At 47.5% G+C, this 24697-nt stretch carries 25 protein-coding genes; 13 read left to right on the top strand and 12 right to left on the bottom strand.

Annotation, left to right across the window (positions count from 1 at the left end; all coding sequences use genetic code 11):
- Positions 1-6: 6 nt before the first annotated feature.
- Genes dxs through xseB form a run of 3 tightly spaced genes read right to left on the bottom strand, consistent with a single transcriptional unit; the run spans position 7 to position 3028 of the window.
- Positions 7-1866 carry a 1-deoxy-D-xylulose-5-phosphate synthase gene (dxs, locus tag AACQ93_RS13405; protein WP_064605586.1) on the bottom strand — a complete coding sequence of 620 codons (1860 nt, stop codon included), beginning with the start codon at positions 1864-1866 and terminating at the stop codon, positions 7-9.
- A gap of 24 nt (positions 1867-1890) precedes the next feature.
- Positions 1891-2793 carry a (2E,6E)-farnesyl diphosphate synthase gene (gene ispA, locus AACQ93_RS13400; RefSeq protein ID WP_064605584.1) on the bottom strand — a complete coding sequence of 301 codons (903 nt, stop codon included), beginning with the start codon at positions 2791-2793 and terminating at the stop codon, positions 1891-1893.
- The gene (gene xseB / locus AACQ93_RS13395) at positions 2786-3028 is read right to left on the bottom strand and encodes an exodeoxyribonuclease VII small subunit (RefSeq protein WP_007466616.1); all 243 of its coding nucleotides are present in this window, start codon (positions 3026-3028) and stop codon (positions 2786-2788) included. Before xseB ends, ispA begins: the two co-directional genes overlap by 8 nt.
- Positions 3029-3287: 259 nt before the next feature.
- Between xseB and pomA the strand changes: the two genes are divergently transcribed.
- The 3 genes from pomA to thiI all read left to right on the top strand — a co-directional run bounded on the left by pomA (position 3288) and on the right by thiI (position 6586).
- Entirely contained in the window at positions 3288-4049 is a 762-nt protein-coding gene (pomA, locus tag AACQ93_RS13390) for a flagellar motor protein PomA (protein ID WP_064605582.1), read from the top strand.
- 9 nt (positions 4050-4058) lie between these two features.
- Positions 4059-4979, top strand: a complete 921-nt coding sequence (locus AACQ93_RS13385) for a flagellar motor protein MotB (protein ID WP_064605580.1) — start codon at positions 4059-4061, stop codon at positions 4977-4979.
- Positions 4980-5137: 158 nt separating this feature from the next.
- Positions 5138-6586 carry a tRNA uracil 4-sulfurtransferase ThiI gene (gene thiI, locus AACQ93_RS13380; protein ID WP_007466609.1) on the top strand — a complete coding sequence of 483 codons (1449 nt, stop codon included), beginning with the start codon at positions 5138-5140 and terminating at the stop codon, positions 6584-6586.
- A gap of 114 nt (positions 6587-6700) precedes the next feature.
- Here the strand turns inward: thiI and yajL are convergent, their stop codons facing one another.
- The 9 genes from yajL to AACQ93_RS13335 form a co-directional block, all read right to left on the bottom strand.
- The gene (gene yajL / locus AACQ93_RS13375) at positions 6701-7324 is read right to left on the bottom strand and encodes a protein deglycase YajL (protein WP_064605578.1); all 624 of its coding nucleotides are present in this window, start codon (positions 7322-7324) and stop codon (positions 6701-6703) included.
- Complete coding sequence (gene panE / locus AACQ93_RS13370) at positions 7314-8219, bottom strand: 2-dehydropantoate 2-reductase (protein WP_064605576.1); 906 nt, start codon at positions 8217-8219, stop codon at positions 7314-7316. The genes yajL and panE overlap by 11 nt, the downstream gene beginning before the upstream one ends.
- A gap of 132 nt (positions 8220-8351) precedes the next feature.
- A complete protein-coding gene (locus tag AACQ93_RS13365; RefSeq protein WP_064605574.1) occupies positions 8352-9197 on the bottom strand; it encodes a nucleoside-specific channel-forming Tsx family protein in 846 nt (281 codons plus the stop codon).
- A gap of 368 nt (positions 9198-9565) precedes the next feature.
- A complete protein-coding gene (locus AACQ93_RS13360; RefSeq protein ID WP_064605569.1) occupies positions 9566-10345 on the bottom strand; it encodes a nucleoside-specific channel-forming Tsx family protein in 780 nt (259 codons plus the stop codon).
- A 363-nt stretch (positions 10346-10708) separates the two neighbouring features.
- Entirely contained in the window at positions 10709-12091 is a 1383-nt protein-coding gene (locus AACQ93_RS13355) for an AmpG family muropeptide MFS transporter (RefSeq protein WP_064605568.1), read from the bottom strand.
- Between the two features lie 217 nt (positions 12092-12308).
- A complete protein-coding gene (locus AACQ93_RS13350; RefSeq protein ID WP_007466600.1) occupies positions 12309-12674 on the bottom strand; it encodes a hypothetical protein in 366 nt (121 codons plus the stop codon).
- Between the two features lie 42 nt (positions 12675-12716).
- Positions 12717-13271, bottom strand: a complete 555-nt coding sequence (locus AACQ93_RS13345) for a peptidylprolyl isomerase (protein ID WP_064605566.1) — start codon at positions 13269-13271, stop codon at positions 12717-12719.
- Positions 13271-13840 (bottom strand): YajG family lipoprotein, encoded by a 570-nt coding sequence (locus AACQ93_RS13340; RefSeq protein WP_064605564.1) that lies wholly within the window; start codon positions 13838-13840, stop codon positions 13271-13273. The genes AACQ93_RS13345 and AACQ93_RS13340 overlap by 1 nt, the downstream gene beginning before the upstream one ends.
- A gap of 64 nt (positions 13841-13904) precedes the next feature.
- Positions 13905-15029: a methyltransferase gene (locus tag AACQ93_RS13335; protein ID WP_064605562.1), complete on the bottom strand. Its 1125-nt coding sequence runs from the start codon at positions 15027-15029 to the stop codon at positions 13905-13907.
- A 242-nt stretch (positions 15030-15271) separates the two neighbouring features.
- Here AACQ93_RS13335 and bolA point away from each other — a divergent pair, with 242 nt between their 5' ends.
- The 10 genes from bolA (at position 15272) to nqrM (ending at position 24638) form a co-directional block, all read left to right on the top strand.
- Positions 15272-15586, top strand: a complete 315-nt coding sequence (gene bolA, locus AACQ93_RS13330) for a transcriptional regulator BolA (protein WP_064605560.1) — start codon at positions 15272-15274, stop codon at positions 15584-15586.
- Positions 15587-15840: 254 nt separating this feature from the next.
- Entirely contained in the window at positions 15841-16926 is a 1086-nt protein-coding gene (locus tag AACQ93_RS13325) for a TRAP transporter substrate-binding protein (RefSeq protein ID WP_064606717.1), read from the top strand.
- 411 nt (positions 16927-17337) lie between these two features.
- Entirely contained in the window at positions 17338-18678 is a 1341-nt protein-coding gene (locus tag AACQ93_RS13320) for a Na(+)-translocating NADH-quinone reductase subunit A (protein WP_064605558.1), read from the top strand.
- Positions 18679-18681: 3 nt separating this feature from the next.
- Entirely contained in the window at positions 18682-19926 is a 1245-nt protein-coding gene (locus AACQ93_RS13315) for an NADH:ubiquinone reductase (Na(+)-transporting) subunit B (protein ID WP_064605556.1), read from the top strand.
- A complete protein-coding gene (locus AACQ93_RS13310; protein WP_064605554.1) occupies positions 19916-20710 on the top strand; it encodes a Na(+)-translocating NADH-quinone reductase subunit C in 795 nt (264 codons plus the stop codon). The genes AACQ93_RS13315 and AACQ93_RS13310 overlap by 11 nt, the downstream gene beginning before the upstream one ends.
- Positions 20703-21335: an NADH:ubiquinone reductase (Na(+)-transporting) subunit D gene (locus AACQ93_RS13305; protein WP_064605552.1), complete on the top strand. Its 633-nt coding sequence runs from the start codon at positions 20703-20705 to the stop codon at positions 21333-21335. The genes AACQ93_RS13310 and AACQ93_RS13305 overlap by 8 nt, the downstream gene beginning before the upstream one ends.
- A gap of 7 nt (positions 21336-21342) precedes the next feature.
- Positions 21343-21939, top strand: a complete 597-nt coding sequence (nqrE, locus tag AACQ93_RS13300; RefSeq protein ID WP_064605550.1) for an NADH:ubiquinone reductase (Na(+)-transporting) subunit E — start codon at positions 21343-21345, stop codon at positions 21937-21939.
- Positions 21940-21961: 22 nt separating this feature from the next.
- Positions 21962-23185, top strand: coding sequence for an NADH:ubiquinone reductase (Na(+)-transporting) subunit F (gene nqrF / locus AACQ93_RS13295; protein WP_064605549.1), 1224 nt, complete (start codon positions 21962-21964; stop codon positions 23183-23185).
- 199 nt (positions 23186-23384) lie between these two features.
- Positions 23385-24407 carry an FAD:protein FMN transferase gene (locus AACQ93_RS13290; RefSeq protein WP_064605547.1) on the top strand — a complete coding sequence of 341 codons (1023 nt, stop codon included), beginning with the start codon at positions 23385-23387 and terminating at the stop codon, positions 24405-24407.
- A gap of 9 nt (positions 24408-24416) precedes the next feature.
- Entirely contained in the window at positions 24417-24638 is a 222-nt protein-coding gene (gene nqrM / locus AACQ93_RS13285) for a (Na+)-NQR maturation NqrM (protein ID WP_007466579.1), read from the top strand.
- Positions 24639-24697: the final 59 nt, after the last annotated feature.

Raw genomic sequence — 24697 nt, 5'->3', positions numbered from 1 at the left:
TTGTTCTTAATCCATATATTCGCGGATCTGTTTTTCGATCCCTGGACCGTCAATTTCCAGCATTGCATGCAGTTCAGCCTGAGTGCCCTGCTCAATGAAGCGATCAGGAAGGCCGATATTCAGCACTGGCTTCAGTACTTTCTGCTTCATCAGGAATTCATTGACACCGCTGCCAGCACCGCCGGCAATGGCATTTTCTTCCACTGTAACCAATACGTCGTGTTTAGCTGCCAGTTCCAGGATCAGTGCTTTATCTAACGGTTTGACAAAGCGCATGTCGGCAACGGTTGCATTGAGGTTTTCAGCCGCTTCCAGTGCATAGCTCAGGGTTGTACCGAAGTTCAGGATCGCAATACGTTCACCTTCACGGCGTACAATACCTTTACCGATTTCCAATGCTGTCATTTCACGCTCAGGTGTTACGCCAGTTCCGCTGCCGCGAGGGTAGCGAACGGCGCTTGGGCCTTTATGGATATGGCCGGTGTACAGCATCTGGCGACATTCATTTTCATCGCTTGGTGTCATGATTACCATATTCGGAATGCAGCGCATGAAGCTCAGATCGAAAGAGCCCTGGTGAGTCTGGCCGTCGGCGCCAACTAATCCACCTCGGTCAATGGCAAACATTACAGGCAGATCCATAATGGCAACATCGTGGATCAGCTGATCGTAACCGCGTTGCAGGAACGTTGAGTAAATCGCGACAACAGGATTATAGCCACCGATGGCCATACCTGTTGCCAGCGTAACTGCATGTTGTTCTGCAATCGCGACGTCGAAGTATTGCTCCGGGTACTTTTTCGAGAAACCAACCATACCAGAACCTTCGCGCATCGCAGGAGTGATAGCCATCAGCTTTTTGTCCTGCTCTGCCATATCACACAGCCAGTCGCCGAAGACATTGGAAAAGGTCGGCTTGCTTGGTGCTTTAGGGATCGGATTCTGGCTCAGATCGAATTTAGGAACCGCATGGTAATTGATAGGATCGGCTTCTGCCGGGGCATAGCCTTTACCTTTTTTGGTCATAATGTGAAGGAACTGCGGTCCTTTCAGGTTACGCATGTTCTTCAGTGTTTTGACCAGCTCTTCAACATCATGGCCATCAACCGGGCCGATGTAATTAAAGCCAAGCTCTTCGAACATGGTGCCTGGAACAACCATACCTTTCAGGTGCTCTTCTGCACGCTTAACCAGTTCTTTAATTGGTGGAGCGCCGGACAGTACTTTTTTACCACCTTCGCGGATGGTGGTGTAAAGGCTGCCGGAAAGCAGCTGAGCAAGGTGATTGTTGAGTGCACCGACATTTTCTGAAATCGACATTTCATTGTCGTTCAGGATCACCAGCATATCTGAGTGGATATCACCAGCGTGGTTCATTGCTTCAAAAGCCATACCGGCAGTGATAGCACCGTCTCCGATGACACTGACGACTTTACGGCCAAGGCCTTCTTTTTCAGCGGCAATTGCCATACCCAAGCCAGCGCTGATAGAAGTTGATGAGTGACCGACGGACAGAACGTCGTATTCACTTTCTCCACGCCATGGGAACGGGTGAAGCCCGTCTTTTTGGCGGATAGTTGACATCTGCTCACGGCGACCGGTCAGAATTTTATGCGGGTATGCCTGATGGCCAACATCCCAGATCAGGTGATCAAACGGGGTATTGTAAACATAATGCAGGGCTACAGTCAGCTCGACAGCTCCCAGGCCAGAGGCAAAGTGGCCGCTGGTCTGGCTTACTGATTTCAGCAAGTAGGTGCGTAGCTCATCACATACTGCCGGCAGGCTTTCAGCTGGCAGAAGTCGAAGTTCATCTGGGGTATTTGCTAAAGCCAGATGAGGGTATTTTGAAATATCCAGTGTCATAACAGTACGGCGCTTTTACTGATTTTAGTTATTGCGCTCGATGACGTATCGGGCAAAAACTTCTAATTGGTCTGTATTGTAGGGTATTGCATCCAATGCTTGTAGCGCTTCTTTATATAACTGCTGCGCTTTTACCCTGGCTCCTTCTAATCCCAGTAGTGCCGGATAGGTGCTTTTTTCCAGTTCTAGATCAGAACCCTGCGGTTTACCGAGGGTTTCGGTATCACTGGTTACATCAAGAATATCATCCTGAACCTGGAACGCCAGGCCGATAGCATCAGCATACTGGTTGAGTTGCGGTAATACTGTGACCCCTTTATCACCTGCAGCCAGGGCCCCAAGGCGAATAGCGCAGCGGATCAGGGCTCCAGTTTTGTGCTTATGGATATTTTCCAGCTGTTCCAGCGACACTTGTTTGCCTTCAGCTTCGAGATCCAGTGCCTGGCCCATACACATACCGGCGGCACCGGATGCCTGTGCCAGTTCGGCTATCATTTTTACCCGGTATTTCTCACCGTGTTCGCTGAGTGGACCGGAAGCAAGGATTTCAAAAGCCAGGGTTTGCAGAGAATCACCGGCCAGAATGGCGGTCGCTTCATCAAAGGCAATATGGCAGGTTGGCTGACCGCGACGCAGGTTGTCATTATCCATAGCCGGCAGATCATCATGGATCAGGGAATAGGCATGAATACACTCGATTGCTGCCGCCGGAGTATCCAACTCTTCACTGCTGACTCCCAGCATATCTCCTGTGGCATAAGTCAGGAACGGGCGGGCGCGTTTGCCGCCAAGCAGGGTGCCGTGTTTCATTGCCTTTATCAGAGATTGATCTGCAAAAGGCTGGGCGGCAAGCCACTCGGCAAGTCGCTGGTTATTACGCTCTGCGTAATATTGCAAAGACTGTGACAGAGTCGAAGAGTTATTCATTATTTGCATCAAATTCAGTCAGAGGGGATTCATCATCTGCCTGAAGCAGAATTTCTACACGCTGCTCGGCTTGGGTCAGCTTTTGTTGACTGCAACGGGCAAGTGCAATACCACGTTCAAACTTTTTCAGCGCATCTTCCAGCGCAATCTCACCGGATTCCAGCTCATTTACGATGCTGTCCAGTTCATCCAGTGCGGCTTCAAACGCCATGTTTTCTGGTTTTTTAGCTGCCATAAGGGGTTCACTTTGAGTTAAGTGCAGGAAAAATAACGTAGAGACTATTCAGGGTCAAATTATGTCACAGGATTCTGTGTAACCGACAGTTATTTTCGTTTTTTGCTGAGAGAATACTAAACCAAATTGGCCTTGTGCCGATAAAGTCTTTGGACGATCATCGCTGAATCGCAAGATGGTTGTTCAAATTAATACCGAGTTCGATAGAATACTCGTTGATAAGTTAGTTGGCATCATGTCGTAAATTGGAGAATTGCTGGTGGATTTGGCTACCCTTATAGGTTTAATCGGGTCATTTGCCTTTGTCATCATGGCGATGGTACTGGGCGGCAGTATCAGTATGTTCATTGATACACAGTCGATCCTGATCGTGTGCTGTGGCTCAATGTTTGTTGTACTGATGCAATACAGTATTGGGCAGTTCCTTGGAGCGACAAAAATTGCGGCTAAGGCTTTCATGTTCAAAACGGATAATCCGGAAGATCTGATCGCTAAGGTTGTCGAAATGGCTGATGCCGCCCGTAAAGGTGGATTTCTTGCACTGGAAGAGATGGAAGTAGAAAACTCTTTTTTGCGTAAGGGGATCGACTTACTGGTTGATGGTCATGATGCCGATGTGGTTCGAGCCACACTGCAAAAAGATATCGCGCTGACTAATGAGCGACATGAGCAGGGCTCAGGGATTTTTAAGGCGATTGGTGACGTTGCCCCGGCGATGGGGATGATCGGTACACTGATCGGTCTGGTAGCTATGCTGTCAAACATGGACGATCCGAAGTCGATCGGTCCGGCAATGGCGGTTGCACTTTTGACGACCCTGTATGGTGCGGTTATGGCGAACATGGTGATGTTGCCAATCGCGGCCAAACTGGAGTTGCGTAAAGATGAGGAAAAACTGAACCGTCGTCTGATCTTGGATGGCGTACTGGCGATTCAGGATGGTCAAAACCCGCGGGTTATTGATGGTTACCTGAAAAACTACCTCAACGAGAAGAAACGAACTATTGACGGTGACGAGTAACGGGAGGGGATGATGGAAGATGAATGTAAATGCCCCCCTCCGGGGTTACCTCCATGGATGGGTACGTTTGCCGATCTAATGTCACTGCTGATGTGCTTCTTCGTACTGCTGCTTTCATTCTCTGAAATGGACGTATTGAAGTTCAAGCAGATCGCAGGATCGATGAAATTCGCCTTCGGTGTTCAAAATATGCTGGAAGTTAAAGATATTCCGAAAGGAACCAGCGTGATTGCCCAGGAGTTCCGTCCGGGACGACCGGAACCGACACCGATTGAAGTTATCATGCAGCAGACTATTGATATGACCCAGCGGACGCTGGACTTCCATGAAGGTGAGTCCGAGCGAGCGGGGGGCACCCAGCGTGATGCCGGCCAGTTGACCGGTGGTCAGAGCCCACAGACGTCAACCGAGCTAAATGAAAGTAGTGAGTCTGAGATGTCAGAGTCTCAGAAGCAGTTGCTGGAAGTGTTGCAAAAAGCCCTTGATCGTGAAATTGAAGAAGGGGCAATTGAAGTGGAAAGCTTTGGTCAGCAGGTGGTGATCCGAATTAAGGAGAAAGGCTCTTTCCCGGCAGGATCTGCATTCTTGCAGCCTAAGTTCCGCCCGTTGGTTAGGCAGGTTGCTGATTTGGTTAAAGATGTGCCGGGAGTTATTCGGGTGTCTGGCCATACCGATAATCAGAAGCTGGACTCAGAGTTATATCGCTCTAACTGGGATCTGTCAGCGCAGCGTGCTGTGTCGGTGGCCCAGGAGATGGAAAAAGTCGAAGGTTTTGATCATAAGCGCCTGCGGGTTGTTGGCCTAGCAGATACTGCGCCGTTGAATAACAACAAGACCGAAGAGCAACGTAAAGAGAATCGCCGGGTGGAAATCTCGATAATGCAGGGGAAACCGCATTACTCCGAGGAAATGTCTAGCCATCAAAATTAAGCCTACACTAAACCTAACCGAGCATTATCTTCAGGGCGGGGCAACTCGCTCTGAAGGTATCTGAGTATAATCTTTGTTTCAGCAACAGCTTGCTTGCTGTATAATCCGCGCCTTTAATTCCTTATGGTATTGTTTGGCCCTGTGTAGCGAAGCGTGTTATGAAATTTATCGTTAAACCCCATCCAGAGATTTTTGTAAAGAGTGAGTCAGTTCGAAAACGCTTTACCAAAATCCTGGAATGTAATATCCGCATTATCCTTCAGCGTTTGTCTGATTCTATCGCGGTACACAACCGTCGTAGTCATATCGAAGTCTCTTCCAAAGATGGCAGCATTCGTGATGAGGTTTTGGCGGTATTAACGCAAACGCCTGGTATTCACCACGTTCTGGAAGTAAAGCAAACCGAATTTACAGATCTGCATGATATTTACGAGCAGACACTGGAACATGTACGTGATCAGCTTGAAGGTAAAACTTTCTGTGTACGTGCAAAGCGTACCGGTAAGCACGACTTTACTTCGATTGAACTGGAGCGCTACGTAGGTGGTGGCCTGAATCAGGCTGTTGAGTCGGCGTCAGTTAAACTGAAAAATCCGGACATTACAGTTCGTGTTGAAGTGGCTAACGAAAAGCTGAATCAGATCCTTGCTCGTCACAAAGGCCTGGGCGGTTTCCCTCTGGGTACTCAGGAGGATGTGCTGAGTCTGATTTCCGGCGGTTTTGATTCTGGTGTTTCAAGCTACCTGCACATCAAACGCGGCAGTAAGGTTCATTATTGTTTCTTCAACCTTGGCGGCCCGGCACACGAAATCGGCGTTAAGCAGGTTTCTCACTTCCTGTGGAAGAAATACGGTTCATCAGCCAAAGTTAAATTCATCGCTGTGGATTTCGAGCCGGTAGTTGCTGAGATTCTTGAGAATATCGATGACGGTCAGATGGGCGTGGTGCTGAAGCGTATGTTCATGCGTGCAGCAGGCAAAGTGGCTGAGCGCTTCGGTATTCAGGCGCTGGTTACCGGTGAGGCTCTGGGCCAGGTATCAAGCCAGACTCTGACTAACCTTCGCCACATTGATAATGTAACGGATACTCTGATCCTGCGTCCGCTGATCAACTGGGATAAAGAAGACATCATTGATGTTGCTCGTCAGATCGGTACAGAAGACTTCGCTAAGACGATGCCTGAATTCTGTGGTGTGATTTCTAAGAGCCCGACAGTCAAAGCGGTTAAAGAGAAGCTGGAAGTTGAAGAAGCCAAGTTCGACTTTACGGTTCTGGATCGTGTTGTTCAGGAAGCTCGTGTGATTGATATTCGTGCTATTGAGAAAGAAAGCCAGGAGCAGGCGCCGGAAATCGAACTGGTTGATCAGATCGATGCTGGTGCAATTGTTCTTGATATCCGTAGCCCGGACGAAGAAGACGAGAACCCGCTTGAAATTGATAACGTTGAGGTGAAGCACCTGCCGTTTTACAAGCTGGCGACTCAGTTTGGTGATCTGCCACAGGACAAAACTTACTTGCTGTATTGTGACCGTGGTGTTATGAGCCGTCTGCAGGCGTTGTACCTGAAAGAAAACGGCTTCGATAACGTGAAGGTTTACCGTCCGTAATCCGAGCTTAACCCGGATAAGAAAAACGAGAGCTTCGGCTCTCGTTTTTTATTACCTGAGGGTAGGGTAGTTTGAGTTTGTGTCTCGAAGCTTCCCTCTCGAACTTTTTTGATCTTACTTTCTCGGTAGCACGTTATAGTGCATGTTCGGCCATACCACCATAGGTTCAGCAACTTCTGCCGTTTTGTCTTTGCCTGCCAGGCGGTTAATGATTTCGAAAGCAAATTCCATTGATGTACCTGGTCCCTGACTGGTTAACAGGTTGTGGTTAACATCATAGACAACACGTTTGGTGCGGCGGCGCTCTTCCGGGATTTGCTCAAGGAAAGCCGGGTGAGCAGTCATGATTGCTTCCGGGAACATCTTATGGTGCTCTAGTACAACAGCCGGTGCAGCACAGATGGCTGCAATCAGCTTGCCGTCATATTTATGTTGCATCACAAATTCAACCAGCAACGGACTGTCACGGAAACATTCAGCGCCACCAAGGCCGCCCGGAAGAACGACACAGTCGAATTGCTCATCGGCAATGTTAACTAATGCAACATCAGCGACCAGCTTGATGCCACGTGAGCCTTCAACAATCAGAGCACCGTCTGAGGCCGTGCTGGCTGCTGTTACTTCAAAACCGGCACGAACAAGGATATCCATGGTATTGACGGCTTCCATTTCTTCGCTGCCCGGTGCGATACAAACCGCAACTTTAATCAGGCGCTGTAGCTGAGCGTCATTGGTCATTATATTTCTGCTCCAATTGTTTAATTTGTTGCCATAGCCGGGTGTTGGCCGGAACCTCTATTCGGTGTGCTTCAGCCCGTGCTATCAGATAGCCAGTAATATAGTCGATTTCGGTCGTTCTTTTCTGGCAAATGTCCTGATTCATTGAAGAAAAGTTATTGGACGTTGCTTTGATAACCTTGTCAGCCAGTGCTTTGAGTTCATTGCCGCTGGTCGGATAGCCTTCGGCACTCATAACCTGAGCGACTTCATTGCAGATGGTTGCCAGTTCTTCTGAATATTTATCATGAGCCAGTTCGCCATTACGACACTGATGTATGGCGGTAAGCGGATTGATTGCGCAATTAATAGCTAGCTTTTGCCATAACGGATTGTAGATGTCAGCGTGCCACTGGCATGGTGCCAGAGCTTGATCAAAAAGCTCAGCCAGGTGTTCATGATGAGTTCCGGCATCATTTAATGCTCCCATCCAGGTTTGACCGAGACCGGTATGTTTTAGTTCTTGCTCTGTTGGTCGAAATGCAGCCTGAGCGGTGGTGGCATAGATAACCGGATTATCAGGCAACACCGCTAGCGCTGAGTCTTGGCTGCCCATTCCGTTATGCATGATCACGATAGGTGTACCGGGAGTCAGGAAAGGGCGAATATCATGGATAGCTTGTTGAACCTGAAATGCTTTTACTGTGATAAGTACACAGTCAGAGTGCTGTAATAATTCTTGTTGGTTGGCCGGAAAGCGGGTGGTGTTTGAAGGGCTTTCCGCTTCCAAAGGCTGAAAAGAGATGCTTAGTTCCTGAACCTGGTTTCGGGTCCAGAAATGCACCTGATGTTGCTGAACCAGTTTGTATCCCCATAAACGTCCGATGGCACCGGCTCCGACCACGGTAAATCTCACCAGAACTCTCCCTTTGATGATCATTGCATTGAAAAACAGTCAGCATACCATGGGAGTTAAATCGAATTAATCTATAAAGAGAGAGCACATCAGAATGATGTGCTCTCTGGATTTTTTCTTTTGGATGCCAGATCAGAACTTGTAGTTGACTGATAGGTAATGACCGAAGCCTGTGGTATCTCCAGCAAAACCACCATCTTTAAACAGTGCCATGTTGTGATAGTATTTCAGGCCGTATCCAAAGGCCCATTGTGGCATATGATAATAAATGCCATTAAACCATTCGACAGCAGTGGTTGTTCGATTTATGCCATCTGAGATTTTTGATGCGCCAAATTTGTAATCAAGATAACCCTGATAAGTAACAAAGTGGCCGGAATCCAAGGTATACCAAGGTTTAAACCAGTTGGTAGAAACCATGTAGCCGTCCCATTCACCTTCATTCTCTGCACCGAAGTTTTCTCGGACATAACGGGCATATGTATTCAGGCCCATTTTGCCAAACCAGGGAACCTGAATATCAGAACCAATACCGATGTAATGTTCGAACAGGGCTTGGTCACCGACGTTAGTGACGGTCGAAATATAAAGCTCTTGGACCGGACCGAAAGAGAGATCTTTGCCGGTCATGCCGTCAATCGATAGCCTTGGGGCAAACTTGAAGAAGAAGTTATCAGCGAAGTCTTCCGGTCCACCGCCTTCTGGTTTATTTCGGTCAGAATTACTTGAATTAAATAAATCAAAGACATCAAGGTAACCATAGACATCTAACCAACCTGAGCGGCCACCGAACTCCATTTCAAAATAGGTATCATCTTGGAAACCAAAGGGAATTTTGTTGTCGATACTCTGCATTACATTAAAAGTCATCCATTTATAGTCATTTTTTCGGATGTCGTCAGAGTAATCGACCGCGAAGCTCGCGCCGGATAAGGCAAGAGCTGTACTGATGCTAAGAGCTGCCAGAGTTCTATACATGATGAGTTCTCGCTAACCATTTGCCATTGCTTGGGATGCTTCTTCCGTCGCCTCTGCTTTTTGATGTCCGGGAGACATCAGCGGCCAATGTAGCGGCAAGAAGCGGTTGTGAGCGTGTTATGGGGGTAAATTTACGTTGCGCTCATACAGCAAAGGCTAGCGTAATCTCTCAGCCTTGTAGCAGTGTCTTAAAGCTAAGGCGGTAATCTCAGGTTTTGCTTCGGATTGCGGTGAAAAATATAGAAGAAAAAGAAACAGAAAGCGGGTATGTCTCGGAAATAATTTCAATCTTATTTCTGAGAAGAGAATAACAGTAAAAAATAAAAAGGCGCCATGAGGCGCCTTTTTCATGCTAAAAGCTGAAGCAATTAGAACTTGTAAGTTACGCTTACGTAGTGGCCAAAACCAGTAGACTTGAGAGCATCGCTGTCTTTGATACCGTAGATATCTTTGTAGGCTTTCAGGCCGTAACCCACTGCGTAGCGGTCAGAGTGCCAGTACAGGCCGTTGAACATTGCGCCACCGCTGCTTGCATCACCGTCTAGACCAAATTCGTAATCAATGTAGCCCTGGTAAGACAGGAAGCTGCCATTTTCGAAGAAGTGGAATGGTTTAAACCAGTTAGTAGCTAGGTGGTAACCGTTCCACTCGTGGTCGTTTCCGCGGTATGAAGCATATAGGTTCAGGCCAATTTTGCCCAACCATGGCACTTCTACATCAGAACCTAGACCGATTTTTTGGTTGTTAACACCTTTGTCACCGCCGCCCCACTCCATAAGAGTTGCTAGGTAAACCTCTTTAACTGGACCGAAAGATAGGTCTTTGCCAGTTACTGCATCAAGAGACATACGAGGTGCGAACTTCATGAACATCTTATCTGCACCAGCTTTGTCGCTGTCTTTATCGCTGGTCAGGTTGAATACGTCAACATAACCGTACAGATCGAAGATACCAGAGCGGCCGCCGAATTCCATTTCAAGGTAGTCGTGGTTTGATTCACCTGGTAGCTCGTCAAAAGCATACATTAGGTTAAATTGTGACCAGCTGTAGTCGTTCTTGTGGATGTCGTCAGAGTAGTCTGCTGCATTTACTGCTGCTGGAAGAGCTGTTGCTGCTAGGACGCTCAGTGCTACTAGTGATTTACGCATGGTTAACTCTCGCTAATTGTTTTTTAAGAATCGGGCTTTTTTTGGGGAGCCCGTATTTATGGCGAAGATTTTATGGTTTTGAGTCACTTTTTGGAATGTAACGATTGCGCAATCCTTTTCCAAACGTGATCGTGATCTTCTGTAATCCATTACATTTCGGGTTATTGGTGATCTCGATCGTTATTTTTTATGTTTTTTCTGAATATTTTCTGAACTAAGTGATAAAGAGCTCATCTAATGGCGGCTTTTTAACGGGATTTAGGGGAGAAAAGTTTGGGGTATGGAAAGCGGAAGAAAAATGCTTCAACAAAATACTTCCGCTTTTTGATGTCGGGAGCCCTGATATGCTCCCGACGGTAAGATTCAGTTACTCTCGGATTGAGTTTCTGAGCTTGATTTTGAATTTTTACTCACGGTAAAAATCAGCAGCAGAACCGGGATGCCAATCAAAGCTGTGCTGAGGAAGAAGATGTTATAGCCGAAAGTGTCGACATATAGGCCGGAGAATCCGGCAAGGAATTTCGGGAACAGCAACATGATTGAGCTGAACAGCGCGTACTGGGTCGCAGAGAAGGCCACATTGGTCAAGCTGGACATATAGGTAATGAAGGCGGCAGTGGCAATACCAGCACTGAGGTTATCAATCGAGATCACCAGGGTCAGCATAGACAGGCTGTTACCCATATAGGTAAAGACCATAAACAGCAGGTTGGTACAGGCTGCGAGTACAGCACCCAAAGCCAGGATTTTTAGGGTATTGAAGCGGCTGACAAGTATGCCACCTAGCCCTGCGCCCAGCAGGGTCATTATCACACCATAGACTTTAGACACTGAAGCTACTTCGGTTTTGGTAAAGCCCATATCGACATAGAATGCATTCGCCATTACCCCCATTACCACATCTGAAATACGGTAGCAGCCAATCAACGCCAGAATGAACATTGCGTCTTTGCCATAGCGGGTAAAGAAATCTTTGAATGGCATGACTGCGGCGGTATAGAACCATGCCAGAAGTTTGGCCGTTTTCATTGGTAAGCCTTTATCCAGCAGTTTCTGGCAATAGTCATGCTCAAGATTGTCTATTTCCGAGCTGTCGATATTTGGCTCTTTGATGCAAAGTGCGGTAAACAGGCCGACTAACATCAGGGAGGCCATGATGAGATAAGCGTATTTCCAACCGTTCACATCATAGCCGGTATCAGAACCGAACCAGGCGGCAAAAGCCAGTGCGCCTGCGCCGGCCATAATCATCGCCAATCGGTAACCTGTCATATAGGCCGCGGCGAGCGCAGCTTGTAAACGCTCACAGGCGAGTTCGATTCTGTAGGCATCAATTACAATATCCTGTGACGCGGAAGAGAAGGCGACAATCAGGGCAAAGATTGCCAGCTGCATTAAATCGACTTGCGGATTACTGATGGCCATGCCTACCAGAGAGGCAATGATCATCAGTTGCGAAAACACCATCCAGCCCCGGCGACGGCCTAACAAGTGGGATAAAACCGGGATAGGAAAGCGGTCAATCAGTGGTGACCAGGCCCATTTAAAACCGTAAGCCAGTGCTACCCAGCTGAAAAAGCCGATATCAGTCCGGCTAACTTCGGCTTCTCGGAGCCAGAAAGAGAGTGTACCGAAGACCAGCAGTAGCGGTAGCCCTGAAGAGAAACCCAGAGCAAGCATGATCAGGACTTTTTTCTCTAAATAGACTCGCCAGCCGAGTTTGTTGTTATCAATCGTTTTTTCCATGAACCCCTAATCCCGGTGTTACGTTTTTTTCGATTATAAAGCGAACAGAGTAAGAACTTCAGCAAAAAGGGGCAAGATGTCCGGATTAAGGTATGGAGAGGCGAGTAAACTGACATGGTAGCTATGGGGATAAGACATTAAACATAATGGTAAGCGAGGATATTATGTTCGCCACCTGTCTTTTGATATTTGTTTCTTCTCTATATTTGTTTGATTTCTAAGGCCTGGTTCCCTGCATTTTGTTTTGATATTCAGTTATGCCAAGCAGGTACTGTGCTGTTGTGGAGACCTTAAACTGAATAAAGGTGTTTCCGAGCAGCTCATGTTCTTCAAGTGACTCAAGCAGGTGAAGAAGATACCAATAGCCTGATTCATAATGGTTTGAAGGAGAAGAACCTGAGGGTACTGACAGTTTCCACCAGTCACTGAGGTGTTCGGTGCAGGTTTTTTTAAGGGAGTCGTAGCTGACTTCCCCGCTGAGAGTGGCGAGGGTACTCAGGGCCAGAGCAGGCGCATAATCAGCAATATGCTGATCAATTAATTCTGAGCTGGTATCTGGCCTTGATGAAATCAATGTAAGCATGGTTGTCACCTGGTCGCAGACTAACGGCCAGGTGACGTTAGCCTACTCTTTGATAATATTTATTGCTTTAATAACTATAGGCTGCTGTGGAACATCTTTCATACCCATAGAGCGTACTGTAGTGGTAGGAATTTCAGCCATTTTTTCAATAACTGAGAACCCCTTCACAACTTTACCGAAAACAGCATAACCCGGACGGTTGCCGCGGGCATCAAGGAAGGCGTTGTTCTGGTAGTTGATATAGAACTGACGGGTTGCCGAATCCGGATCTGAAGTACGCGCCATTGCAACAGTAGCCCGCTCATTACTCAGGCCGTTAGTGGATTCATTTTTGATCGGCGCATAGCTCGGGCGACGTTTCAGATCTTTATCAAAGCCGCCCCCCTGAGCCATGAAGCCCGGGATCACGCGGTGAAAGATGGTGCCTTCATAGCTACCATCTTCAACATAACGAATAAAGTTCTGGCTGGAAATCGGTGCACTTTTCTCATCCAGCTGAATGGTAAAATCACCCAGATTTGTTGTAACCAGCACTTGTGTGGCAGCACTGACAGGCAGCGCGAAACACATCAGCAATGTAACCAGAAAACGGCGCATTACAGGTTCTCCTGCATGTAAGTATTCAGGTCAGAATCGGCATAGATATCTTTCAGTACCGCACTGATCAGGCTGTTCATTGCTTCTTCCATATCTTCAACAGATGCGCTCATCGCACCGTTGCGGGCAGACTTGCCTGAGTAGCGCTTAACGAATTTACCTTTCGGAGACTCAACAACCAGCTGAAGCTGAAGTTTGGTTGTCATTTCATGGCTCATCACGCTGTGTTTGACATTCACAATCGCTTCCAGGATATCAAGGCGAAGTGTTCCCTGACTGTCTTCTGTCAAAGTATAGCCTTGTGATTTCAGCTGGCGGGATAGGGCATCTTCCAGAGTCACGCGCAGGTTTTGAGTTGCATGTAGTGGCTGAACATTCTGTCGACCGCTGTCAACTACAGCAATAAATTGCGCAGTACGCAGGTCGCGGCTTTCGACGCTCAAGGCCTGTCCTTTAGCTGTTGGTTGAGCTGAAATAACAGGTTGAGGGTTGATGGTTAGCTGAGGTTCAGATGGTGCTGAACAGGCAGTCAGTGCCAGAACTGAGGCAGCAATAAGAAGCTTCTTCATATTTATCTATCCTTAACAAAAGTTGCTGCGCGCATACAGCAACTTAATAGCAAATGTAACTAGGTTACTTAACTGTTTTATAAACGACAAACTTATTATTTTGTGCGAGCACCGAAACGTTGCCGAACAGTCGCTTCAGTTTCCCATCGTATCCCAGGTGACGGTTACCAATCACGATTAACTGGCCTTTGGATCTGAGAACATGCTTTGAATCACAAAACATTTGCCAGGCAATATGATCCGTGATGGCCGTTTGCTGGTGGAATGGTGGGTTACACAGAACAAGATCGGCACTTTTTGCCGGAAACTGATCCAGGCAATTATTTACCTTAGCTGTAATTTGCTCCGGTGTTTCCAGGTTAAGTTCTGCATTGGCCTTGCACGACGAAATAGCCATATAGCTTTCATCAACGCAGGTGATCTTCGCCTGTGGGTTTAGTCTTGCGGCCTTCAGGCCGATAACGCCGTTACCGCAACCCAGGTCAATAATGTCCTTCAGGTGCTCATTTTGCGGAATGTGCTCCAGCAGCAGGCGGGCACCGATATCCAGGCTGTCACTTGAGAAGACGTTAGCGTGGTTAGTGATTGTCATGTTGTGTTCCGGCACGTCCCATTGTTGGGGAGCCGGCATTGGAGCCGCCAGTTTCGGATTCGGTTGACAGAAAATAAGGCGGGCTTTTTTTACGGCCAGCGATGTTTTAGTTTCACCCAGATGCTTTTCAAACAGCTTCAGGGTTGATGTATGGATTTCCTTGGCTTTTGCCGCACCAATAACTACGCAGTCTTCTGGCAGCAAATTGCAAAGTTGCTTAAGTTGCCATATCAGTAAACGGTTATTTTTCGGTAGTTTGATCAGAACCAGTTGCGGGTTTTCCGGCAGCGACGCAAGGCAATCGGTAATCTTAATATGTGGTAGCTGATTGGTTTTCAGATTGGCAATACAGCCTTGTTTGGCAATATAAGAATCGGTAATGCTGGTGACTTTACCTTTTTCTGCGAACCAGCAGCCCAGCGCACCGAAACTGTCATTCATGATCAGGATAGGGCGCTGTGGATCTAACTCCATCTCTTGTACATGGTTGATAATGTACTCATCTGCCGCATCCCATGCTTGCAGGGTTTCATTATTACGTGCAGGGTAACGCTGGAGTGTCAGCGTACGCTCATGCAGGGTCAGCTCTGGTTTCATTAAAGATTACTTTGGGGTATGTTAACGATTTGGTATCTATTTTCGCAGAACAAGCCTGCGCTGAAAACAAAAACACAGCCTTTGTAGCTGATAAATGTGGGATTGCCAACGCGCATCCGGAATAGATGACCGCCAGAAAGTAAGGAGTGTTCGCGAAGTGTCCACTGAGTGTTCACTAAGTTTCCATATACCTGAGCATCATGAGGTCACTTGGGTATGTAGCCTCGTCGAGGATGACAAATATGATTCAGGACCGCATTAAAGAAAAGTTACTGCAGGCATTTGAACCGCTCCACCTTGAAGTCGTTAATGAAAGTTATATGCATAATGTCCCAGCAGGTTCCGAGAGCCACTTTAAGGTGGTGATTGTCAGTGAGCAATTTGAAGGTCAGCGCCTGATTGGCCGCCATCGAGCTGTGAATGCTGTGTTAGCGGATGAGTTGGCAAAAGATATCCATGCGCTTGCTATGCATACTTACACTGAGAGTGAATGGCAGAATTTGTTTGATTGTGCGCCGTCAACACCGTCTTGCCGTGGAGGCTCTAAGCTTGGCTAAAAGTCTCACATTGCAGAATTGATTGAAAAACCGCATATTTTTGCGGTTTTTTTTGGTCTGAAATTTGAGTCAGCTGACATCATTAGACTTAATTCTGACTTATTATTGAACAGGTTTTGCTTATCTGACGGGCTGGGTATCCGCTGGGAGAGCGGTTGGCCGGGCCCGAGTATAAGTCAGAAGGCTGGCTATACTTGGTTAAACGTAAAGCTCTGCTATGGCTGGCAGGGCTTTGTTCGGCAGAAGGACATGGAATGATAAGACTAAGTCGTAGCATAGTTTTTTGGGTGTTGGTGTTGTTCGGTTTGTTTGCCTGCGGTCAGCAGGGGAGCGAAGCCGATAATAAGCAAGTCAAGCCGATTGAATGGAAGCTGGTGACATCATGGCCTAAAGGCTTTCCGGGCTTAGGGCTGGCACCGGAAAGACTGGCAGAAAAAATAAATAAGTTGAGCCAGGGAAGATTGGTGATCCGGGTTTATGGTGCCGGCGAACTGGTGCCGAGTTTTGAAGTGTTTAATGCCGTTTCTAAGGGGACGGCTCAGATGGGACACTCGGCTGCCTATTATTGGCAGGATAGGATTCCGGCTGCGTCTTTTTTTGCGGCTGTCCCTTTTGGGATGACAAGCCTGGAAATGAGTGCCTGGATTAATAATGGCGGAGGGCTGGAGCTCTGGCAGGAACTGTATGAGCCCTATGGTGTTCTACCTGTTCCCGGAGGAAGCACCGGCGCACAGATGGGCGGTTGGTTTAACCGAGAAATAAATACAATTGAAGATTTTCAGGGGCTTAAAATTCGTCTTGCTGGCTATGCCGCACATGTACTGAAACGTCTCGGTAGTATTCCTGTCAGTTTGTCTGGCGGCGAGTTGTTCACTGCGTTGGAAACCGGGGCAATTGACGCCGCTGAATGGGTCGGACCGTATAATGATCTCGCCTTTGGGTTACATAATGCAGCCAAATATTATTATTACCCCGGATGGAATGAGCCCGGTGCATTAATGGAGTTTCTTATAAATAAGGACGCTTTTCAGTCTTTACCTGATGATTTGCAGTTGATTGTGACCACTGCTGCCCAGGCAGTGAATCAGGATATGCTGGATGAGTATACGGTGAAGAATATCCAGGCCCTAAATGTCATGTTGAGGGAGCACGAGGTAGATTTGCGGCCTTTTCCGCCGGAGGTGCTTTCTGAGTTAAAAGTGTTAACACAGCAGTTATTGGAAGAAAAAAGTAAGACAGATCCGGCGTTTGAACGTATTTATTCATCCTATAAGCTGTTCCTGTCAGAGGTTCGCAAGTACGGTAAAGTAACAGAAAATGCGGATGTGAATACGGATTAACAAAAAGTGACAAATAAAAAACAAATAAGACAGTCTGATGCTGTTGGTTTGTTGTGGTTGTTTTTGATTTATTTGTAAGTTGTTAATTTGTTGCTTTTGATGAAAATGTTTTGATAAATCATCTTGCTTATCATATTTGTGCGTTAGCTCAAATTTATAACCCAACAAATGTATTGCGTTTGAATTGTTTACTGATTTTCACCTCGTTTAGCTCGGTTTAGCATAGTAAAATTACGTGAATTAATGCTAGAATCGCGGCCTTAAAAATATTCGTCATGAGAAGTGTGATGGATAAGTAAATAGGATGTTGCGGTGTCGGTGGTGGAGTTGAACCGGCTTCGGACGAAGGAAAGTCGTGTCTAAATTACGCAATAGAAAGTTCTTTTTCCCTTTAATGTAGTGCAAGTGCGTATGATTACAATAAAAAAGGGTCTGGATATCCCTATTTCAGGGACTCCTACCCAGGCGATAAATGATGGTAAAGCCATCACTCGAGTCGCCTTGCTTGGCGAAGAATATGTTGGTATGCGTCCTACTATGCATACCCGCGTAGGGGATGTAGTGAAAAAAGGTCAGGTTCTTTTTGAAGATAAGAAGAATCCAGGCGTTAAATTCACTGCGCCAGCCAGCGGCAAGGTTGCTGAAATCAACCGTGGTGCGAAGCGTGTTCTGCAATCAGTTGTGATTGATGTAGAAGGCGACGAGCAGGTAACATTCAACAGTTACGATGCAGCTCAGCTTGCTCAACTTGAGCGTTCAGTTATCGTGGAACAGCTTGTTGAGTCTGGTATGTGGACTGCGCTTCGTACGCGTCCTTTCAGCAAGATCCCGGCTATCGACGCTGAAACACAGGCTATCTTTGTTACTGCCATCGACACCAATCCTCTGGCTGCTAACCCAGAAGTCATCATTAATGAGCAAAGCGACGCTTTCGTTGCCGGTCTGACGCTTCTTTCTCGTCTGACTAGCGGTAAAGTGATGGTTTGTAAATCTGGTGCAAGCCTTCCTCGTTCAAACGAATCCAATATTGAAGAGCACGTATTCAACGGTCCGCACCCTGCTGGTCTGGTTGGTACGCACATTCATACTCTGTTTGGCGCGAGCATTGAGCACGTGGCATGGCACATCAACTATCAGGACGTGATTGCATTCGGTAAGCTGTTCCTGACTGGTGAGCTGTACACTGATCGTGTTGTTTCTCTGGCTGGTCCTGTAGTTAACAACCCTCGTCTAGTTCGTACCCGTCTTGGTGCTTCTATCGAGCAGCTGACTGATTCTGAAATGATGCCTGGTGAGCTACGTGTGCTTTCCGGTTCTGTCCTGAATGGCGTTCACGCTGCAGGTCCTCACGCATACCTTGGCCGTTACCACGTTCAGGTTTCTGCTCTGCGTGAAGGTCGTGAGAAAGAGTTCCTTGGCTGGATCGCGCCTGGTAAGAACAAGTTCTCTGTTACTCGTTCATTCCTAAGCCAGTTCTTCCCTGGTCAGCTGTTTAACATGACTACAAGCACGAACGGCTCTGAGCGTGCAATGGTGCCAATCGGTAACTACGAGCGCATTATGCCGCTTGATATCGAGCCGACACTACTGCTTCGTGACCTGTGTGCAGGTGACATTGACAGTGCACAGCAGCTGGGTGCGCTTGAGCTTGATGAAGAAGATCTGGCTCTGTGTACATTTGTATGCCCGGGTAAGTATGAGTTTGGTCCACTTCTGCGTGAGTGCCTGGACACAATTGAGAAGGAAGGGTAATTCATGAGCCTCAAGAATTTCCTAGAGCAAATTGAACACCACTTTGAGCCGGGTGGTAAGCATGAGAAGTGGTTTGCGCTTTACGAAGCGTTTGCAACTCTGATGTATACACCGGGCCAGGTTACACGTTCTAGCTCACACGTTCGTGATAGCATCGACCTGAAGCGTATCATGATCATGGTGTGGTTCGCCGTATTCCCAGCAATGTTCTGGGGTATGTACAACGCCGGTCATCAGGCGATTGTTGCGCTGAACCACATGTATGCTGGTGAGCAGCTGGCTGCGGTTATCGCAGGCGACTGGCACTACTGGCTGACTCAAATGCTGGGCGGCACAATGTCAGCAGACGCTGGCTGGGGTAGCAAGATGCTACTTGGTGCTACCTACTTCCTGCCAATCTACGCAGTTGTATTTGCTGTAGGTGGTTTCTGGGAAGTGCTTTTCTGTATGGTGCGTAAGCACGAAGTTAACGAAGGTTTCTTTGTTACTTCTATCCTGTTCGCACTGATCGTACCGCCAACACTACCACTTTGGCAGGCTGCACTGGGTATTACCTTCGGTGTTGTTGTTGCGAAAGAAATCTTCGGTGGTACAGGTCGTAACTTCCTGAACCCTGCGCTTGCAGGCCGTGCATTCCTGTTCTTTGCTTACCCGGCTCAGATCTCTGGTGACCTGGTATGGACAGCTGCTGACGGTTTCTCAGGTGCTACTGCACTTAGCCAGTGGGCACAGGGCGGTCAGTCTGCCCTGCTTAACACTGTAACAGGCGAGACAATCAGCTGGATGGACGCGTTTATCGGTAACATCCCTGGTTCAATCGGTGAAGTTTCTACTCTTGCTATCATCCTAGGTGGCGCAATGATCGTGTTCATGGGCATCGCTTCATGGCGCATCATCGCGGGTACTATGCTGGGTATGATTGCGACAGCGACTCTGTTCAACATCATCGGTTCAGACACTAACGCAATGTTCAGCATGCCATGGCACTGGCACCTGGTTCTGGGTGGTTTTGCATTCGGTATGATGTTCATGGCAACAGACCCGGTATCTGCTGCATTCACTAACAAAGGTAAATGGTGGTATGGCGCACTAATCGGCGCTATGGCAGTTATGGTTCGTGTAGTTAACCCTGCGTACCCAGAGGGTATGATGCTGGCAATCCTATTCGCTAACCTGTTTGCACCTCTATTTGACAACCTGGTGGTTCAAGGCAACATCAAACGGAGACTGGCTCGTCATGTCAAGTAATAACGATAGCATTAAAAAAACGCTGATTGTTGTTATCGCACTGAGCCTGGTGTGCTCTATCGTGGTTTCAACAGCAGCTGTTAGCCTGCGTCCGCTGCAGCAGCAGAACGCTGTGCTTGATGTTCAGCGCAACATTCTTTCTGTTGCCGGTCTTCTTTCTGAAGACGCGGATATTAAAGAAACTTACGCTCAGTTCATCGAACCTAAGCTGGTTGACCTGAAAACCGGTGAGTTTGTTGAAGCAACTGAAGCCGGTCAGACTGCCGAGCAGTACAAGCAGCGTGTAGCTGCTAAAGATCCGGCTCAGTCAATCAAACTGACTGCTGATCAGGACGTAGCAAAAATCATCCGTCGTGCTGATGTTGCAACGATTTACCTGGTTAAAGATGCTGGTGACAACATTGAAAAACTGATCCTGCCAATTCACGGTAACGGTCTGTGGTCAATGATGTACGCTTTCGTTGCAGTTGAAACAGACGGCAACACAGTTTCTGGTATCACTTACTACGAGCAGGGTGAAACTCCTGGACTTGGTGGTGAAGTTGAGAACCCGAGCTGGCGTGCTCAGTTTGTTGGCAAGAAACTGTTTGACGACAACTTCAAGCCAGCTATCCGTATTGTTAAAGGTGGCGCTCCGGCTGGTGACACTCACGGTGTTGACGGTCTGTCTGGTGCAACTTTGACAAGTAATGGTGTACAGCAAACTTTCGACTTCTGGCTAGGCGACATGGGCTTCGGTCCGTTCCTGGCGAAAGTTCGTGAGGGAGGCCTGAACAATGGCTGATACTAAAGAAATGAAGAAGATTCTGTTTGGGCCGTTTATTGATAACAACCCAATCGCCCTGCAGATTCTTGGTGTATGTTCTGCTCTGGCAGTAACAACAAAACTTGAAACAGCGTTTGTAATGACGCTGGCGGTAACTTTCGTTACTGCATTTTCAAACTTTTTCGTATCGCTGATCCGTAACCACATTCCAAACAGCGTGCGTATCATTGCTCAGATGGCAATTATCGCATCACTGGTAATCGTGGTTGACCAGGTACTGAAAGCATTTGTTTACGATATCTCTAAACAGCTTTCTGTATTCGTTGGTCTGATCATTACTAACTGTATCGTAATGGGTCGTGCAGAAGCGTACGCAATGAAGTCAGAGCCACTACCATCACTTATCGATGGTATCGGTAATGGTCTTGGTTACGGTTTCGTACTGATCACTGTTGGCTTCTTCCGTGAGCTACTGGGTTCAGGCAAGCTGTTCGGTATGCAGGTTCTGCCTCTGATCTCTGAAGGTGGCTGGTACCAGCCTAACGGCATTATGCTGTTGGCTCCGTCTGCTTTCTTCCTGATCGGTTTCCTGATCTGGACAATCCGTACTTTCCGTCCAGAACAAGTAGAAGCGAAGGAGTAAGGGGAACATGGAACATTATCTAAGCCTGCTGGTTCGCTCGATCTTCATCGAGAACATGGCGCTGTCTTTCTTCCTGGGTATGTGTACCTTCCTGGCGGTATCTAAGAAAGTTAAGACATCTTTCGGTCTGGGTGTTGCGGTAATCGTTGTACTGACGATTGCGGTACCGGTGAACAACCTGGTTTACAACCTGTTGCTGAAAGATGGTGCGTTGGTTGAAGGCGTTGACCTGAGCTTCCTGAACTTCATTACCTTTATCGGTGTTATTGCAGCACTGGTACAGATTCTGGAAATGGTTCTGGACCGCTTCTTCCCGCCGCTATACAACGCACTGGGTATCTTCCTGCCGCTGATCACAGTTAACTGTGCAATCTTCGGTGGTGTATCTTTCATGGTACAGCGTGATTACAACTTCGTTGAATCTGTAGTTTACGGTTTCGGTTCTGGTGTTGGTTGGATGCTGGCAATCGTTGCTCTTGCGGGTATCCGCGAGAAGATGAAGTACTCTGACGTACCTGCTGGTCTGCGTGGCCTGGGTATTACTTTCATCACCGTTGGTCTAATGGCGTTGGGCTTCATGTCCTTCTCCGGTGTTCAGCTGTAATCAGGATAATAAGGAATAATCAATGGATATTATTCTTGGCGTAGTTATGTTCACCCTGATTATCCTGGCTCTGGTTTTAGTGATCCTGTTCGCTAAATCCAAGCTGGTACCATCAGGTGACATTACTATCTCAGTAAACAACGATCCGGAAAAAGCGATTACAACCGCTGCCGGTGGCAAACTGCTAGGTGCTCTTGCAGCTAACGGTATCTTCGTTTCATCTGCTTGTGGTGGCGGTGGCTCTTGTGGTCAGTGCCGTGTGAAAGTGAAATCTGGCGGTGGTGATATCTTGCCGACAGAACTTGACCACATCACTAAAGGTGAAGCTCGTGAAGGCGAACGTCTGGCGTGTCAGGTAAACGTAAAATCTGACATGAACATCGAGCTGCCGGAAGAAATCTTCGGCGTGAAGAAGTGGGAATGTACTGTTATCTCTAACGATAACAAAGCAACCTTCATCAAAGAGCTTAAGCTTCAGATCCCAGATGGTGAATCAGTACCTTTCCGTGCTGGTGGTTACATCCAGATCGAAGCACCTGCTCACCACGTTAAGTACTCTGACTTCGATGTACCTGAAGAGTACCGTGAAGACTGGGACAAGTTTAACCTGTTCCGCTACGAGTCTAAGGTTGATGAAGATATCATCCGTGCATACTCAATGGCGAACTACCCAGAAGAACACGGCATTATTATGCTGAACGTGCGTATTGCAACGCCGCCGCCTAATAATCCTGACGTTCCACCGGGTCAGATGTCATCTTACATCTGGTCTCTGAAAGAAGGTGACAGTTGTACTATTTCTGGTCCATTTGGTGAGTTCTTCGCGAAAGAGACTGATAACGAGATGGTATTCATCGGTGGTGGTGCAGGTATGGCGCCTATGCGTTCTCATATCTTCGACCAGCTTAAGCGTCTTCACTCTAAGCGTAAGATGTCTTACTGGTACGGTGCCCGTTCTAAGCGTGAAATGTTCTACGTAGAAGATTTCGACCAACTGGCAGCAGAAAACAGCAACTTCGTATGGCATGTAGCTCTGTCTGATCCACTACCAGAAGATAACTGGGATGGTTACACAGGCTTCATCCACAACGTGATTTACGAGAACTACTTGAAAGATCACGAAGCTCCAGAAGATTGTGAATACTACATGTGTGGTCCACCGATGATGAACGCAGCTGTTATCGGCATGCTGAAAGATCTAGGTGTTGAAGACGAAAACATCCTGCTGGATGATTTCGGTGGCTAATTAGCCACACCCACAGAAAAGAAACTGGCTGGTCCTGTTCGGGCCAGCCTTTTTTCGTCCTGAATGTTTATATACCCAAGTGACTTTGCCTCTCAGTTTCTATGTTGAGGTTACTTGAGTATATTCTGGTTCTCGTTTCGGCTATCCGATGGCGACAACCACAACAAAAATTGATGTCTTTCCTTTTGGGAGTTGTTGAATGAAAACGTTCCTGAGCAAAGCAATTTGGTTGCTTGTTTTTGCTTTTATCATGTCCGGCTGTAGTGATCAGCGAGAGATGGTTCACTTGAGTGGCTCGACTATGGGCACCTATTACTCGATTAAGGTGATTAATCAGGAAGGATTGCCGTCGGCTGAAGAGATGCAGGCTGAAATTGATCGTCGCCTTGAGCTGGTTAATGACCAGATGTCAACTTATCGCAAGCACTCTGAACTGAGCCGCTTTAATCAGCACAAGAGTGATGCCCCGTTTGAAGTGTCTGCCGATACCGCTAAAGTGGTGAGAGAAGCGATTCGCCTGGCAAAGCTGACCGACGGTGCACTGGATGTGACTGTTGGCCCTGTTGTGAACCTGTGGAGCTTTGGTCCTGAAGCCCGCCCGGAACATACCCCGACGGCAGATGAAATCGCTGAGCGTAAAAAGATAGTGGGTATTCACCATCTTTCTGTTGAAGGTAATACACTAAAGAAAGATATTCCTGAGCTTTATGTTGACCTGTCTTCGATTGCCAAAGGCTTCGGTGTCGACGTGGTTGCTGATTACTTTGAGCAGCTGAATGCGGCTGATTATCTTGTAGAAATCGGTGGTGAACTGAGACTGAAAGGTAATAACCTGGAAGGTACACCATGGCGTATTGCGATTGAGAAGCCGACCGATGACGGTAGCCGTGCGGTGCAGGAAATTATTGAACCGGGCAACATGGCTGTGGCAACATCGGGAGATTACCGAAACTATTTCGAGGAAGATGGGGTTCGTTATTCGCACCTGATCAATCCGAAAACCTGTAAGCCGATTTCAAACCATGTCGTATCTGTTACGGTCCTGCATCCGTCGAGTATGACGGCAGATGCAATGGCAACCGCCTTTTCTGTAATGGGCGAAGAGAAGACGCTGGAGTTGGCGAAGAAAGAGAAACTGCCGGTTCTGCTGGTGGTGAAAACCGAGCAAGGTTACACAGAGTATAAATCTGATGCCTTTGTTCCCTATTTGCAGAAGAAGTAGAGAAATATCATGGTTGTATATCTAACCACTTTTGCCGTCTTTTTGCTGGTGATCGTTGCAATGGCCGTTGGCTATATTTTTCAGCGTAAGACAGTTAGCGGCAGTTGCGGTGGCCTAGACGGTATCGGCATTGCCAAAGAGTGTGATTGCCCGGAACCATGTGATGCACGTAAAAAGCGTGAAGCACGAGCGGCAAAACAAGCTGAGTGGAAAAAGAACCAGATTATTTGATTTTGGTTGTCATACCTAAACCACCGTTTATGGTGGTGGTGATTGCTTCCATGTCAGAT

The organism is Photobacterium sp. J15, from assembly GCF_963870815.1.
GTDB classification, from domain to species: Bacteria; Pseudomonadota; Gammaproteobacteria; order Enterobacterales; family Vibrionaceae; genus Photobacterium; species Photobacterium marinum.
Note: the sequence above shows the minus strand (reverse complement) of the source record. Positions and strands in the feature narration are given on the sequence as shown.